Annotated in this window: 13 protein-coding genes; 10 read left to right on the top strand and 3 right to left on the bottom strand. The window is 60.5% G+C overall.

What is annotated here, in order from left to right:
• Positions 1-50 precede the first annotated feature (50 nt).
• The 10 genes from V3W31_00080 to arcC all read left to right on the top strand — a co-directional run bounded on the left by V3W31_00080 (position 51) and on the right by arcC (position 12,163).
• Positions 51-818, top strand: a complete 768-nt coding sequence (locus V3W31_00080; GenBank protein ID MEE9613334.1) for a type III pantothenate kinase — start codon at positions 51-53, stop codon at positions 816-818.
• Complete coding sequence (locus V3W31_00075) at positions 799-1,320, top strand: tetratricopeptide repeat protein (protein ID MEE9613333.1); 522 nt, start codon at positions 799-801, stop codon at positions 1,318-1,320. The genes V3W31_00080 and V3W31_00075 overlap by 20 nt, the downstream gene beginning before the upstream one ends.
• A gap of 106 nt (positions 1,321-1,426) precedes the next feature.
• Entirely contained in the window at positions 1,427-3,505 is a 2,079-nt protein-coding gene (fusA, locus tag V3W31_00070; GenBank protein ID MEE9613332.1) for an elongation factor G, read from the top strand.
• Positions 3,506-3,670: 165 nt separating this feature from the next.
• Complete coding sequence (locus V3W31_00065) at positions 3,671-4,639, top strand: hypothetical protein (GenBank protein ID MEE9613331.1); 969 nt, start codon at positions 3,671-3,673, stop codon at positions 4,637-4,639.
• A 37-nt stretch (positions 4,640-4,676) separates the two neighbouring features.
• Positions 4,677-5,522, top strand: a complete 846-nt coding sequence (locus tag V3W31_00060; protein MEE9613330.1) for a deoxyribonuclease IV — start codon at positions 4,677-4,679, stop codon at positions 5,520-5,522.
• Positions 5,523-5,537: 15 nt separating this feature from the next.
• The gene (gene trkA, locus V3W31_00055) at positions 5,538-6,905 is read left to right on the top strand and encodes a Trk system potassium transporter TrkA (GenBank protein ID MEE9613329.1); all 1,368 of its coding nucleotides are present in this window, start codon (positions 5,538-5,540) and stop codon (positions 6,903-6,905) included.
• A 123-nt stretch (positions 6,906-7,028) separates the two neighbouring features.
• Positions 7,029-8,477 carry a TrkH family potassium uptake protein gene (locus V3W31_00050; GenBank protein MEE9613328.1) on the top strand — a complete coding sequence of 483 codons (1,449 nt, stop codon included), beginning with the start codon at positions 7,029-7,031 and terminating at the stop codon, positions 8,475-8,477.
• Positions 8,478-8,567: 90 nt separating this feature from the next.
• Positions 8,568-9,476 (top strand): thioredoxin-disulfide reductase, encoded by a 909-nt coding sequence (trxB, locus tag V3W31_00045; GenBank protein ID MEE9613327.1) that lies wholly within the window; start codon positions 8,568-8,570, stop codon positions 9,474-9,476.
• A 7-nt stretch (positions 9,477-9,483) separates the two neighbouring features.
• Positions 9,484-11,190, top strand: a complete 1,707-nt coding sequence (locus V3W31_00040) for a glycosyltransferase family 39 protein (protein ID MEE9613326.1) — start codon at positions 9,484-9,486, stop codon at positions 11,188-11,190.
• Positions 11,191-11,197: 7 nt separating this feature from the next.
• Positions 11,198-12,163, top strand: a complete 966-nt coding sequence (gene arcC, locus V3W31_00035; GenBank protein MEE9613325.1) for a carbamate kinase — start codon at positions 11,198-11,200, stop codon at positions 12,161-12,163.
• Here the strand turns inward: arcC and V3W31_00030 are convergent.
• From V3W31_00030 to V3W31_00020, 3 genes are all read right to left on the bottom strand, one after another.
• The gene (locus V3W31_00030) at positions 12,153-12,410 is read right to left on the bottom strand and encodes a DUF2892 domain-containing protein (protein ID MEE9613324.1); all 258 of its coding nucleotides are present in this window, start codon (positions 12,408-12,410) and stop codon (positions 12,153-12,155) included. The genes arcC and V3W31_00030 overlap by 11 nt on opposite strands.
• Before the next feature lie 3 nt (positions 12,411-12,413).
• The gene (locus V3W31_00025) at positions 12,414-13,394 is read right to left on the bottom strand and encodes a M23 family metallopeptidase (GenBank protein MEE9613323.1); all 981 of its coding nucleotides are present in this window, start codon (positions 13,392-13,394) and stop codon (positions 12,414-12,416) included.
• On the bottom strand, positions 13,391-14,150 hold a 760-nt coding region (locus V3W31_00020), incomplete at its 5' end, for an MBL fold metallo-hydrolase (GenBank protein ID MEE9613322.1). The genes V3W31_00020 and V3W31_00025, both read right to left, overlap by 4 nt.

Genomic DNA, 14,150 nt, shown 5'->3' with positions numbered 1-14,150 from the left:
ATTGCCGGAGACGTCGAGGCCGGAGGGGGCGGGGGGGCTGGGGGATAACAATGCTCCTCGCGGTCGACATAGGCAACACCAATATCGTCATCGGCGTGTTCGACGGCGCCGATATAAAAGAACACTGGCGCCTCGGCACCGTGAAGGAACGCACGGCGGACGAGTACGGTATAGTGCTCTCGGCCCTCCTTGACAACGCCGGCATAAAGCCGGGCGAGATAACGGGCGGCATCGTATCGTGCGTCGTACCGCAGCTGAAGGACACTTTTACGGGGCTGCTTTCCGGCAAACTCGGCATCGAGCCGCTGGTCGTAGGGCCCTGCGTAAAGACCGGCATGCCCATACTGACCGACGACCCCAGGGAAGTGGGCGCGGACAGGATAGTTAACGCCGTGGCCGCGTATGCCGCGCATAAGGGCCCGCTGATAGTCGTCGACTTCGGTACGGCGGTCACCTTCGACTACGTAACGCCCGCGGGAGAGTACGCCGGCGGGGCCATAGCGCCGGGCATAGACGTCTCCTCCGACGCGCTCTTCCGGAGGGCCGCCAGGCTTCCGAGAGTGGAACTCCGGAAGCCGAAGACCGTAATCGGCAAGGGCACGGTGGAGAGCATGCAGGCCGGCATATTCTACGGCTTCGTCGGGCTGGTCGAGGGCCTTGTGGAGAGGATAAAAAAAGAGACCGGCACCAGACCCAAAGTGATCGCCACGGGCGGGCTTGCCGGAGTTGTGTCGGGCGAGAGTAGAGTCATAGACGAGGTGGACGAATTCCTGACACTTAAAGGCTTGAGGATAATACATGAATCAAATATTAGATAAGAAAGACTACAACTCGCCAAAAGCGCAGTTCAATAAGGGGAAGAGGCTCCTCGGCGACGGCAGCATGGAGGCCGCCACCAGGGCCTTCGAAAAGGCCTACAAGCAGGACAAGGAGAACGCTCTCTACATGTCCTACTACGGCATGTGCAAGGCCGTCAGGTGGGGAGAGGTCGGGCTCGGACTCGATCTGTGCACAAGGGCCATAAAAAAAGAGTTCTACAAGGCCGAGCTGTACGCCAACCTCGGCAGGGTCTATGTCGCGGCAGGCAATAAAAAAGGGGCCATAACGGTGGTCAAGAAGGGGTTCCGGCACGACCCGGAAAACGAGCAGTTGCACACTATGATGGTGGAACTCGGGGTCAGGAGGAGGCCGGCAATACCATCGCTGAAGAGATCCAACTTCCTGAACAGGATCCTGGGAAGGATACGCCACGGGATGTCGGCCCCCACCCCCGCCGAAAAAGCCGAAAAAGAAGGGCCCAGGGGGAGACGGAAACCCTGACTGGGAGGGGGGGGAGGCGGGGTGAGAGAGGGGCTTCGACGAAGCGGTCGATATCTTTAGCGCGCAGGTCACGACACTAAAACTCTTCCAGTAAGGAGGTGTGTAGATGGGTATCGCTCTTGATAAGAAGAGAACCGTCGCATTAATCGCACACGGGGGGGCGGGCAAGACAAGCCTGGCCGAGGCAATGCTCTTTAACGCCAAAGCGACCACAAGGCTCGGCAGGGTCGACGACTCAACTTCGATCCTCGACCACGAACCCGAAGAGCAAAAAAGGAAGATAACCCTCTCGGCCTCTCTCCACCACTACGACCTGGACAAACACACTACGACCGTCATAGACACCCCCGGCTACTCCAACTTCCTTACGGAAACCAGGAACTCGCTCTGCGTGGCGGACGGGGCCGTGGTGCTCCTGAGCGCCATATCCGGCGTGAAGGTCCAGACCGAAAAGGTCTGGGAGTTCGCCGACGAATCGGACCTCCCGAGGATAGCCTTCGTTAACAAGATGGACAAGGACAAGGCCGACTCCCCCGAGACCGTGGCCGATATGGAAAAGGTGCTGAAGGTAAAGGACGTACCGCTCCAGCTGCCCATAGGCCAGGGCGAGAAGTTCAAAGGGGTGGTCGACCTCCTATCCATGAAGGCCTACATCTACGGCGACGACCTCTCCGGCAAGGCCGAGATAACCGACATACCCGGAGAGCTCAAGGAGGAGGCCGATAAGGCGCGGGAGACGCTCATGGAGGCCGCCGTCGAAAGCGACGACAAGCTTACGGAAAAGTATCTGAACGGCGAGGAGGTCTCCGACGAGGAGCTGAAGGCGGGGCTCAGAAAAGGGGTCGTCGCCGGAAACTTCGTGCCGCTGCTATTCGGCTCGGCCTACAAGAACATGGGCGTGGACCTCCTGATGGACGCCGTAAACCTCTGCCTCCCCTCCCCTCTCGACAGGGCGGCGGTGAAGGGCACGGACCCCAAGACCGGCGAAGACGCCTCAAGGGAGCCCTCGGAGGACGCCCCCCTCTCCGCGCGGGTCTTCAAGACCGTCATCGACCCCTACACCGGAAAACTCTCTATCTTCAAGATATACTCCGGCAAGCTTACCGGAAACGCCTCTCTTCTTAACTCATCAACGGGCGTTAAGGAGAAGCCCGGCCACATCTTCGTCCTCGAGGGCGACAAGACAAAAGAGGTCACGGAGGCCTCGTGCGGGGACATAGTGGCCGTTTCGAAGCTCAAGGACACGCATACCGGGAACACGCTCTGCGATGCCGAAAGCCCCATAGTCCTGCCGCCGCTCCCCCCGGCCAACGCCTCGCTCGCCTTCGCGATAACGCCGAAGACCAAGGCGGACGAGGACAAGGTGCCCCAGGGATTGCATAAACTCATGGAGGAAGACCCGGCACTCGAGTTCAAGAGGGACGAGCATACGAACGAGTTCCTCCTCTCCGGGGTGGGGCAGAACCACCTCGAGGTGGCAATCGAGAAGCTCAAGAGGAAGTACGGCTGCGAGGTGGAATTGAAGGCCCCCAGAATACCCTACAAGGAGACGCTCCGCGCCTCCACGCAGGTACAGGGCAGATACAAAAAACAGTCAGGCGGAAGGGGACAGTTCGGGGATACCTGGCTCGAGATCTCGCCGCTGCCCAGGGGCACAGGCTTCGAGTTCGTCAACAACATAGTCGGCGGGGTGATACCGAGGCAGTACATACCGGCCGTCGAAAAGGGCATAAAAGAGGCCATGCTGCACGGGACCCTCGCCGGCTACCCCGTAGTCGACGTCAAGGTCAGGCTCTACGACGGCTCGCACCACTCGGTGGACTCCTCCGAGATGGCCTTCAAGATCGCCGGCAGCATGGGCTTCAAAAAAGGCGTGGAGCAGTCCCGGCCCGTACTGCTCGAGCCCATAGTCAACATGGACATTATCGTGCCGGAAGATCACATGGGCGATATAATAGGAGACATTAACTCGCGGCGCGGCAAGATCCTCGGGGTAGACCCCAGGGGCGGGAGCCAGGTCGTAAAGGCCGTCGTGCCCATGGCCGAGGTCATAAGCTACTCCACCGACCTGAAGGGAATGACGGCCGACAGGGGGCTCTTCACCATGGAGTTCTCCCACTACGAAGAGGTGCCCGCCCATCTCTCCCCCAAGGTTATCGAGGCCGCCAGGGCGGAGAAGGCTTAGGTTTATGCACAGCGTCATAAACAAATTGAGCATACAGAGCGTCAGAACAAAGCAGACCGAGGCGCGACGACGGCGAGGAGTGAGGCGTACTTTAACAGTACGCCGCAACGACGAGCCGAGGAGCAACGAAGGTATGCGCAGTTATGGCGCTCTGTATAAGAGGCCGTGAAGGTCAATAAAGAGGTCTACCGCTTCGTCTCTCCCCAGACCACGGGGGAGCTGCGCCTCAGCGCGGCCGAGGGCAAGGCCGTCGAGGAGCTCGCGCCCGCGGACCGCCTGACCGTACTTTACATACTGTCCCGCGACAAGGACGAAGCCGTAAAGAAGGCCGCGACGAAGAGCTTCGAAGAGTTCCTGGGCCAGCCGCTCCTCCAGGCGCTCGAAGGCGACCTGGACCCCGCGATCCTCAAAAAGGCGGCCGAAGCCTGCGAGGACAACGAGGCGGCGCTCACCATGATAGCCCTTAACGAGAAGACCGACGACCAGACCCTCCTGAAACTCGCCTCGACCGGACCGTCGGCGGTCCTCGACGCCCTCATCCTCAGGAAGGAATGGATAGCTAAAACCCCCTCTATCCTCGAGACCATCGACGGGAACCCCCTGACCGGAGAGCTCCAGCTGAGCGCTGTAAAGAGAATCCTGGCGGGGGACGAGGAAGAAGGGCCCGAAGAGGAGGAGGCCGGCACGGCAGGTATCGAGAAGATGGAGGAGGATCTGGACTCCTTAAAGCTCCACGAACGGATACAGAGGATGACCATGGGGGCCAAGGTAAAGTTCGCGATGATGGGCAACAAGGAGGCGCGGGAGTTGCTCATAAGGGAGTCGAACAAAGTCATCCAGCAGAGCGTGCTCAGAAACCCGAGGGTTACCGAGGACGAAATCCTGAAGCTCACCGCGACAAAGGGAACCTCCGACGAGCTTCTGAGGCAGATATCCAAGAGCAAGGACTGGTTGAAGAACTACCAGATAAAGAGCGCCCTGGTAACGAACCCCAAGACCCCCCTTAATATATCCATGAGGCTCATGGCCCAACTCAATGAAAAGGACCTGGCCTCCCTTTCCAGGAGCAAGAATATATCTTCGGTCCTGTCCAGCACGGCCAGAAAAGCGCTGGAGCTAAAGAAGAAAAGATGACCGAAGGAGCATACCGTGCCATAAGGGGTCCCCATATATGCCGCTCGGCGTACACTGCTCGATAGCCGGGGGGATACCGAAGGCCGTCGACAGGGCCGCGGCGCTCGGATGCGACTGCGTACAGATATTCCTGAGAAGCCCGAGGGTATGGAGCTCGAGGCCCGTAACCAAAAAAGAGGTGGAGCTCTTCAGGGCGAAGCGAAAGGCGGCCGGACTCCGGTCCGTCGCCGTACACGGCTCGTACCTGATAAACCTCTCGTCGCCGAAGAGGGGCCTCTTCAAGAAGTCCGTCGGGCTGTTCATAAAGGAAATAGAGCTCGCCGGGAAGCTCGGCGCCGACTATGTGGTCACGCATCCGGGCAGCGCGCCGGGCAGGGAAAAGGGGTTCGGAGTCAAGAGGGTCATAGAGGCCCTCGGGGAGGTAGCGGCCGCTCTTAAGCCGGAAGTGACCGTCCTCGTCGAGAACACGGCCGGCGCGGGCTCACAGACCGGCAGGGAGCTCAGTGCAATAGGCGGCATAATCGCCGGGGCAAAGGGGGTCAGAGCGGGGCTCTGCTTCGACACGTGCCACGGCTTTGCCGCGGGCTATCCCATGAGGAACCGGAGAGAGGTCGACTCGCTCATGAAAGCTATAGACAATGATGTGGGGATCGAAAACCTGAAACTTATCCACCTGAACGATTCGAAGGCGGAGCTCGGCTCGGGGGTGGACCGCCACCAGCACATAGGGGACGGCATGATAGGGCTCGAGGGGTTCCGTGCGTTCCTCGGCCACCGTGCGGTCTCCGGGGTGCCGGTCATACTGGAGACGCCGAAAATAACGGCGTCCGACGACCCGTGCAACCTCAAGGTCGTAAGGGATATGATGAAGACAAGGGCTTAACCCGGAGGAGATGTCATGAGGGTCATTATTATCGGCGCCGGAGTAGTCGGATACACCATAGCGAAGAAGTTCTCTTCCGAGGGCCAGGACGTGGTCCTTATAGAGAAGGACGAAAAACGCATACAAGAGGTCAAGGAGGGGCTCGACGTCAGGGTAATCCATGGCAGCGGCTCCAGCCCGCAGGTGCTCATGGACGCCGGTATAGACAAGGCCGAGATAGTCATCGCCGTGACCGACAGCGACGAGGTCAACATGATAGCCTGCCTCATAGCCGGAACGCAGTCGAGGGTGCCCAAGAAGATAGCCAGGATAAGGGACCGCGACTACATGAGCTACACCACCATATTCGAGGAGGACTACATCGACCTCGACCTTAACATAAACCCCGAAAAGGTCGCCGCCGAGCGGATACTCAAGATAATGGCGATCCCCGGCGCCGTGGACGTGGTCGACTTCGCCGACGGGAGGCTGAAACTCGTCGGGTACAGGCTGACCGCGTCTTCGCCTCTGGCGGGCAAGAGCCTGGAAAAATTCACGAAGCTCAACCCCGGAAAGAACTTCCTCATAGTCGCCGTCTACAGGGGGAGCGATACCATCATCCCGCAGGGCCACACGCGGTTCGCCGCCGGGGACCTCGTCTTTACGATTACCGCCGCCGAAGAAGCCAAAGGGGTCGTAACGCTGCTGCGCGGCGAGGAGGTAAGGACCGGCAACCGGGTACTGATCGTCGGGGGCGGGGACGTGGGCTACTACCTGGCCGAGCAGACCGAGACCGGCGGATACCAGTCCAAGGTAGTCGAAAAGAACGAAGCTCGGTGCGCCTTCCTCGCCGAAAAGCTCGATAAGACCATCGTCATCAAAGGCGACGGCACCGACCAGGACCTCCTGAGGGAGGAAAATATATCCGACACCGACACCTTCATAGCCGTAACCGACGACGAGGAGGCCAACATCCTCAGCTCGCTCCTGGCCAAGAGGCTCGGCGCCGAAAGGTGCATCACCCTCATAGACAAGCAGGAGTACCTTTCAATGGTCTCCACGGTCGGCATAGACGTCGCGGTCTCCCCCAGACTCTGCTCGGTCAGCGACATCCTCCAGTTCGTAAGGAGGGGGAAAGTCCTCTCCGTAAAGACACTCATGGAAGGACGGGTGGAGGCCATAGAGAGCCTGGCCATGGAGACCTCCGACATAGTGAACAGGCCCATAGGAAAAATAAAGTTCCCCAAAGGCGCGATCATAGGGGCGGTGGTGAAGGACGACGTGGTCTCGCTCGCCCGCGGGGATACCGTCATAAAACCGGGGGACAAGGTGGTTATCTTCGCGCTCAGGAAGACCATACCCAAAGTGGAAAAAGCCCTCATGGTCAAGCCCGAATACTTTTAACGCCACCTCCGCCTCCTTTGGTATGCGCATGGCCGGGCAGGAAGAGGCGCCAAGACAGGATTAACTTTTAGCGCCATTTCCCTCCCCTCTTTGTAAAAAAGAGCACTTTTTAGAGGTATCCGGATGAGGTTTCGTCCCGCCTTACAGGTAGTAGGACTAATAAACATCTTCCTGGCCCTGGCCATGCTGGCGCCGCTTGTGGTCTCGCTCTTCTACAACGAGGGCGACACGGCCACGTTCGGGGTCTCCGCAGCCGTGACCGGCACGGTGGGCGCGTTGCTCTTCTTCCTCTTCAGGGGGGGGTCGGGGCTCGAGGTCAGCCACAGGGAAGGGTTCCTTATAGTAGCGCTCTCATGGTTGAGCGCGGCGTTCGCCTCTTCGGTGCCCTACCTCCTCTCCGGCTCCTTCCCCTCCGTCGTCGACGCGGTCTTCGAGGGCACCTCGGGCATTACGACCACCGGGGCCTCGATACTGACCGACATAGAGGGCATGACTCACGGCATGCTCTTCTGGAGGAGCATGACCCACTGGATCGGGGGCATGGGCATAGTGCTCCTCGGCCTGGCCATACTCCCGTTCCTCGGCATCGGAGGCATGCAGCTCTACAAGGCCGAGGCCTCCACCATCTCCGGAGACAAGTTCACTCCCAGGATAATGGAGATGGCCAGGTTACTGCTGGTCATATACCTTACCTTCTCCCTGGCAATGATGGTCCTCCTGACACTCTCGGGCCTCGGCCTCTTCGACGCCTTCGTCCATACGGTGGGCGGGGTGGCCACCGCCGGGTTTTCGAGCAGGAACGCGAGCGTGGGAGCGTTCGGGAACGTATACGCCGAAGGCATCGTCATGATATTCATGATACTCGGCGCCACGAACTTCGCGCTCCACTACGGTTTTTGGCGCGAGGGCGTAAAGTCGTACACGAAGAGCGAGGAGTTCAAGTTCTACCTGCTCGTCATGGCGGTCGCTACCGCGGTCGTAACGATAAACCTCGCCGGCGGCACCTACGACGGGGTCGGCACGGCCTTCCGGTACGCCTCCTTCCAGGTCGTCTCCATAACGACGACCACCGGCTACAGCACTGCGGACTTCGGCTCGTGGCCCGCCTTCTCGCAGGTGCTCCTCTTGACCCTCATGTTCATCGGCGGCTCGGCAGGCTCGACCACGGGCGCGATAAAGTGCGTCAGGGTGCTGCTCCTTATAAAACTCGCCTACAAGGAGATGTACCGGCTCGTGCACCCGCACGCGGTCATACCGATAAAGCTTAACGGGCGGGTGCTGGCGCCGGAGATAACCAGGGGTGTTACGGGCTTCACCTTCCTCTTCCTCATGATGTTCGTGCTGTCGGCCCTCGTGCTGGCCGGGCTCGGGCTGGACCTGACCACGGCCATCTCTTCGGCCGCGGCCACCATAGGCAACATCGGGCCGGGTCTCGGCATGGTCGGACCGGCCTCGAACTACTCCATGGTGCCGGACGCCGGCAAGTGGGTCCTCATATTCAACATGCTGCTCGGGAGGCTCGAGGTATACACCCTCCTGATACTGCTTGTACCGGCTTTCTGGAAAGGATAGAATGAGTTGAAGAAGTTTAAAGAGTTTAAAAAGTCTAAAAAGTTTAAGGAGTTGACATTCTAAAAAGGAGAAGGCCCTGAGGAGGCTATAATGTACGACCTTATAATCATAGGCGGGGGGCCGGCGGGCCTCACGGCCGGGATATACGCCCAGAGGGCGAGGCTTAAAACGCTCCTCCTCGAAAGGGAGGTGGTGGGCGGCCAGATAGCCGTAAGCGACATTATAGAGAACTACCCCGGCTTCCCCCCGATAAGCGGCGCGGAACTTATGGAGAAGTTCGAGGCCCAGGCAAAGGGGTTCGGGCTCGAGATAAAGATGGCCGAGGTGCAGAACGTAACGCCCGACGGAAAAGGGAAACTCCTGAAAACCTCCGAGGGGGAGCTCCGCACGAAGGCGGTGATAGTCGCCACCGGCGCCAAGCCCAGGAGGCTCGGCGTACCGGGAGAGGTGGAGCTCACGGGCAAGGGGGTCTCCTACTGCGCCACGTGCGACGGGCCGTTTTTCAGGGGCAAGCCCGTCATGGTCGTCGGTGGCGGCGATACGGCCGTAAAGGAAGCGGTCTACCTCTCCAAGATAGCCTCGAAGGTATACATAGTCCACCGGCGCGACCAGCTCCGCGCCGAGAAGATACTCCAGGAAAAAGCGCTCGCCACCGAGAACATCGAGGTCCTGTGGAGCCACGTCCTTAAAGAGGTAACGGGTGACAAGATGGGTGTTACCGGAGCGGTGGTCAAGGACCTCAAGAGCTCGGAGGAGAAAGAGGTCGCGGTCGACGGGGTCTTCGTCTTCGTCGGCATAAACCCCACCACCTACTTCGTGGACGTCGAGAAGGACGAGAGCGACTTTATAAAGACCAACCAGAAGATGGAGACTTCCACCGAAGGCATCTTTGCCGCCGGCGACTGCCGTACCACCCCGCTCCTTCAGGTGGCCACGGCCGTCGGCGACGGAGCCATAGCGGCGTTCATGGCTGAGAAGTACGTCGAGGACAACTTCTAAGGGCCGCATGCCCGGAGATCCTGCCAGCGCCAAGATGGCCGTAAAAGACCATAGCCCCGCTGAAAGGCTCCTCCCGCTCCTTCCGCCGCTCGCCGTCTTCCTCGGCGCGTTCACCCTGAGGTTCCTCTATATCCACCAGTTCAAGGGCGACCCGTTCCTCGACTGCCTCTTCCTCGACCCGGCCTACTACCATAACCAGGCGATGAGGATTGCCGGAGGGGAGATCCTCGGCGGGAGCGAGGTCTTCGAGATGAGCCCGCTCTACTCCTACTTCCTCGCCTTCTTCTATAAGTACATAACGACCGACCTCTTCACCATAAGGCTCGTCCAGATACTCATCGGTTCCCTGAGCTGCGTGCTTATATACTTCATAGCCCGGAGGGTCTTCGGGGGCACCGTCCCCGCACTCGTCGCCGGTCTCGCGGCGGCCGCCTACGGGCCGTTCATCCTCTACGACGGCGTCATCATGAAGACCTCCCTTACCGTTTTCTTCGTCCTCCTGATGACCCTCTCCCTTATGCGCTCCGAAGTGCCCGGCGCCGTCTTCCCCCCTCTCCTTGCCGGGCTTTTCCTCGGCCTCGCCGCCCTGGTAAGAGAGAACATAGTACTCCTCGTACCGATAGTCCCGCTCTGGTTCATGGGGTTCGGGCTGGAATCAAAAGGGACGAGAATATTGAAGGGCGTCATATTCGTCCTGGGCGCGGTCATTATAATACTGCCAATAACCCTCAGGAATTTTTACGTCGGGGGCGAACCGGTCCTCATAACAAGCGGAGGCGGAGAGGTCTTCTATATAGGCAACAACCCCGAGGCGGACGGCACATACAGGGTGCCGTCATACGTCACCCCCACCCCCGCCTCCGAGCACGAGGACTTCAGGCGTAAGGCGCGGGAGCTTACGGGGAGAGAGCTCACCAGGGGAGAGAGCTCGCGGTACTGGTTCCTCCGGGGGTTTGAATATATAATCGAAAACCAGATCGACTACGCCGTACTCGAAGCTAAGAAGCTCTTCCTCTTCTGGAACTTCTACGAGTACCCGGACAACCACAACTACTACCTGCACCGGACGCACTCGCGGGTGCTGGGAGGGCCGGTCCTCGGCTTCGGTATAATCGCCCCGCTGGCCCTGCTCGGCCTCTTCCTCTCCTTCGGCCAGCCGCGGAAGTTCGCCGTGGTCTATCTTGTCTTCTTCACCTACCTCGTATCGTTTCTGATGTTCTTCAACTACGCCCGTTTCCGTATCCCCGCGGTCCCCTTTATGATAATATTCGGGGTATACGCGCTCTACTGGATTGCGGGGAGGGTCAGGGCGCGGAGCCTCGTGCCGGTGTTCTTATCGATCTCGGCGCTGGCCGTTTTCTTCATGGCGGTCAACACGAAGGTGCACGGACAGGACCCATACCGCTTCCTCTTCGACACCTCGTACACCAACCTGGGCCTCTGCTACGAAGATGCCGGGGACGACGACAGGGCCCTCGACTATATGAACGGGGCCCTGGAGATAAACCCCCGGAAGGTGCTGGCGCTTAAGGCTATGGGACGCATACACCTGAAGCAATCCCGCTACGGGCCTGCCGAGCGGGCGTATATGAAGATACTCGAGACGAGGCCGGACTACGCCCCCGCCCACCACGGGCTTACCCGTGTCTACCGCGCGACCGGGGAAAAAGAGAAGTGGGCCGAAAGCCGCAGAAACTACGAGAAGTGGAGGTGAGTCGCCCATGCGTGAGTCCGGCAAAAAGGTGATAGTGTCGCTCGGCGGGAACGCGATCATACGGAGAGGAGAAACCGGCACGGTTGAGGAGCAGTTCGAGAACACCGGGAAGGCCTGTGAGTACATGGCACGCATGGCGGCCGAAGGCAGGAGCGTCATAATCACCCACGGCAACGGCCCCATCGTGGGCAACATCCTCATAAGGAACGAGGCCATGAAGGAAAAACTCCCGCCCATGCCCCTATACATATGCGACGCTGACAGCGAAGGCGGCATAGGGTTCATGATCCAGCAGACCCTCCACAACCGGCTCCGCAAGGCCCACATGCTGGAGGACGTCGTTACCGTGGTCACCCAGGTGGTCGTCGACCGGAACGACCCGGCCTTCTCCGACCCCACAAAGCCCATAGGCCCGTACTACACCATAGAGGAGGCCGAGGAGCTTACCAGGAATGCGGGGGGGGTGGGCTGGTCCATGGTCGAGGATGCCGGAAGGAACGGGGCCTACAGACGGGTCGTGCCCTCTCCGAGGCCCATGAGGGTGGTCGAGGCCGCCGTTATAAAGAAGCTCGCAGAGACGGGTACGATCGTAATAGCCGCCGGAGGCGGCGGGGTGCCGGTCACCGAAGACCCCGACGGGACGCTAACCGGAGTGGACGCGGTGATAGACAAGGACCTCGCGACGAGCACGCTCGCCCGCGAGGTCGGGGCCGAGCTCTTCATAAACCTGACCGAGATAGATATGGTCTACCTCGGCTTCGGAACGCCGGAGCAGAAGGGGATAGAGGAGATGACCGTAAAGGAGGCGAAGGGTTATCTCGCGGAGGGCCAGTTCCCGGCCGGCAGCATGGGGCCGAAGATAGAGGCGGCGATCGAGTTTCTGGAAAACGGCGGAAAGGAAGTTTTTATAACCACCCCCGAGCTTATAGAAGAGGCCTTAGAGGGCCGTGCCGGGACGAAGGTTACCCCTTAGAGGGCCCCTCCCTCCCCCTCCCCCCCTCCTCCTTCTTTCCGGAGGTGTCGATCTTGAGGAACGCATATATCGGGCAGTAGCCTACCGCGCCGGAGAGCACCCCCAGCCCCCCTAAGAACGACAGGATAAAGCCCGAGGAGCCGGCGGCCGCATCCCCGGGGAAGACGAAGAGCAGAAAGAAGCCCGCCACAAAGCGCGCCGCCCTCTCAAGCGTCCCTACGTTGCACGGGAAAGAATCTCTTAGCATCCTCTACGCCCCCCCGCCGCCCGGACCATTGCGTTTAGGGGATTCAGGGGGCTCAGGGGGTTCTTCCGCCGTTGCCTTCATAAGGCTAAGAGGGTCCACCCTCGCGCCGTTAAGGCGCGCTCCCCAGTGCAGGTGCGGCCCCGTGGCCCTGCCGCTCGACCCCACAAGCCCCACCGTCTCCCCCCTTCCTATCTCGCGGCCTTCGGCCACGATAATCTCCGAGAGGTGGGAGTACATGGTATAGAGCCCCAGGCCGTGGTCCACGATGACGGTCCTGCCGCTGAAGTAGTGGTCTCCGATGAGGGCAACGCGCCCGGAGTTCGAGGCGAGGACCTTTCTCCCCTTTGGTGAGGCGAGGTCCACCCCGCTGTGGGGAGAGCGGGGCTTGCCGTTCAAGACCCTCTTAAGGCCGAACCGGCTCGTCATCCTGCCTTTGACGGGCTTGATGAACCCACCCTCCCAGAACCTTTCGGGCGTCACCGTATCGAACACCATCCCTACCGCAGCCTGCTCGCGCGCGATCCTCTTAAGCGCCTCTCCGGAGGGCTCGACCATACCGGAGGGGAGCTTTATCCTCTGGGTCTCGAACTTCCCGTCGGCCACCTTAACCCGGTAGAGGTAGCTCTCGACCCCGCCCGGCCTTTCCACAATAAGGCTCAGGTCGTGGCTGCCCGGCGCGACGCCGAGGTCGATACCGACGAGCGCGCCGAAGCTGTCCTCCCCGGCCCTGAAGAAGTGGACGGGGTCCTCTCCGAGAGAGCCAAGGACCGATAAAATCTCCTCCCCTCCCCCTATCCCCCCTCTTACGGTTACGGCAACGACGTCTCCCTGGCCTACCCCCCCCACCCCCCCCGGCCCACCCGGTGTTATCCGGACGCTTACGGGCGGGGCATGGGCCTCCAGCGGCCGTGAGGCGGCCGCGAAGAAGACCACCAGGCATCCGAAGAAGAGAAAGAGGAGAGAGCTCTTTATAAACCCGTTCATATCTCTATCTCCATACCGTCATAGGCGAGCTCCACGCCCGGCGGCAGGGCGGCGCCGTCCTTCTCGTAGTCTACGTTGTGGCTGAGATGCGTAAGCACGGTCCTCCGGGGGGCTATCTCTCGGGCCGCGTCGACGGCCTCGTCTATACTGAAGTGGCTCGGGTGCGGGCTCTGCCTGAGCGCGCCCAGCACGAGGAGTTCGAGCCCGTCGAGCAACTCCATACTCGACGGCGGTATAGCGCTGCAGTCGGTCAGGTACGCAACGTCGCCGACGCGGAAGCCGAGGATCAGGGCCTGCCCGTGCCGGACCTCCACCGGGACCACCTCGACCCCGAAGAGCGTAAAGGACACGTCCGCCACCTCGGTCTCAAGCTGCGGCTTCCAGCCGTCGTACGAGGTGTCGGTGAAGATGTATTCGAAAAGGCCCCTTACCCTCTCTATCGTGCGCTCCGAGCCGTAGCACGGTATGGCCTGCTTCTGTATGAAGTTGAAGGCCCTGAGCTCGTCTATGCCGTGGATGTGGTCGGCGTGGTGGTGCGTGAAGAGCACGGCGTCCACCCTCTCCATGCCCGCGGCGAGCGACTGCGCCCTCAGGTCGGTCGAGGTGTCGATGAGAATATTTCCGCCCCCCGTGCCCCCCTCCCCCCCCTCGCCGCCTGTGCGTATCAGCGCCGAAGACCTGGTACGCCTGTTCTTCGGGTTATCCGAGGTGCATATCTCGCAGTCGCAACCTATCATGGGCACACCCGTTGAAGTG

The sequence above is a fragment of the Thermodesulfobacteriota bacterium genome (genome assembly GCA_036482575.1).
Lineage (GTDB): Bacteria > Desulfobacterota > GWC2-55-46 > GWC2-55-46 > JAUVFY01 > JAZGJJ01.
The sequence above is the reverse complement of the archived record's forward strand: the minus strand, read 5'-3'. Positions and strand labels throughout refer to the sequence as shown.

What these genes read in the sequence shown, in the direction of transcription:
- trkA (MEE9613329.1), top strand. Translation starts at nt 5,538, where the DNA reads ATGAGGGTCATTATTATCGGCGCCGGAGTAGTCGGATACACCATAGCG.
- V3W31_00075 (MEE9613333.1), top strand. Translation starts at nt 799, where the DNA reads ATGAATCAAATATTAGATAAGAAAGACTACAACTCGCCAAAAGCGCAG.
- V3W31_00030 (MEE9613324.1), bottom strand. Translation starts at nt 12,410, where the DNA reads ATGCTAAGAGATTCTTTCCCGTGCAACGTAGGGACGCTTGAGAGGGCG.
- trxB (MEE9613327.1), top strand. Translation starts at nt 8,568, where the DNA reads ATGTACGACCTTATAATCATAGGCGGGGGGCCGGCGGGCCTCACGGCC.
- fusA (MEE9613332.1), top strand. Translation starts at nt 1,427, where the DNA reads ATGGGTATCGCTCTTGATAAGAAGAGAACCGTCGCATTAATCGCACAC.
- V3W31_00060 (MEE9613330.1), top strand. Translation starts at nt 4,677, where the DNA reads ATGCCGCTCGGCGTACACTGCTCGATAGCCGGGGGGATACCGAAGGCC.
- V3W31_00025 (MEE9613323.1), bottom strand. Translation starts at nt 13,394, where the DNA reads ATGAACGGGTTTATAAAGAGCTCTCTCCTCTTTCTCTTCTTCGGATGC.
- V3W31_00080 (MEE9613334.1), top strand. Translation starts at nt 51, where the DNA reads ATGCTCCTCGCGGTCGACATAGGCAACACCAATATCGTCATCGGCGTG.
- arcC (MEE9613325.1), top strand. Translation starts at nt 11,198, where the DNA reads ATGCGTGAGTCCGGCAAAAAGGTGATAGTGTCGCTCGGCGGGAACGCG.
- V3W31_00050 (MEE9613328.1), top strand. Translation starts at nt 7,029, where the DNA reads ATGAGGTTTCGTCCCGCCTTACAGGTAGTAGGACTAATAAACATCTTC.
- V3W31_00040 (MEE9613326.1), top strand. Translation starts at nt 9,484, where the DNA reads ATGCCCGGAGATCCTGCCAGCGCCAAGATGGCCGTAAAAGACCATAGC.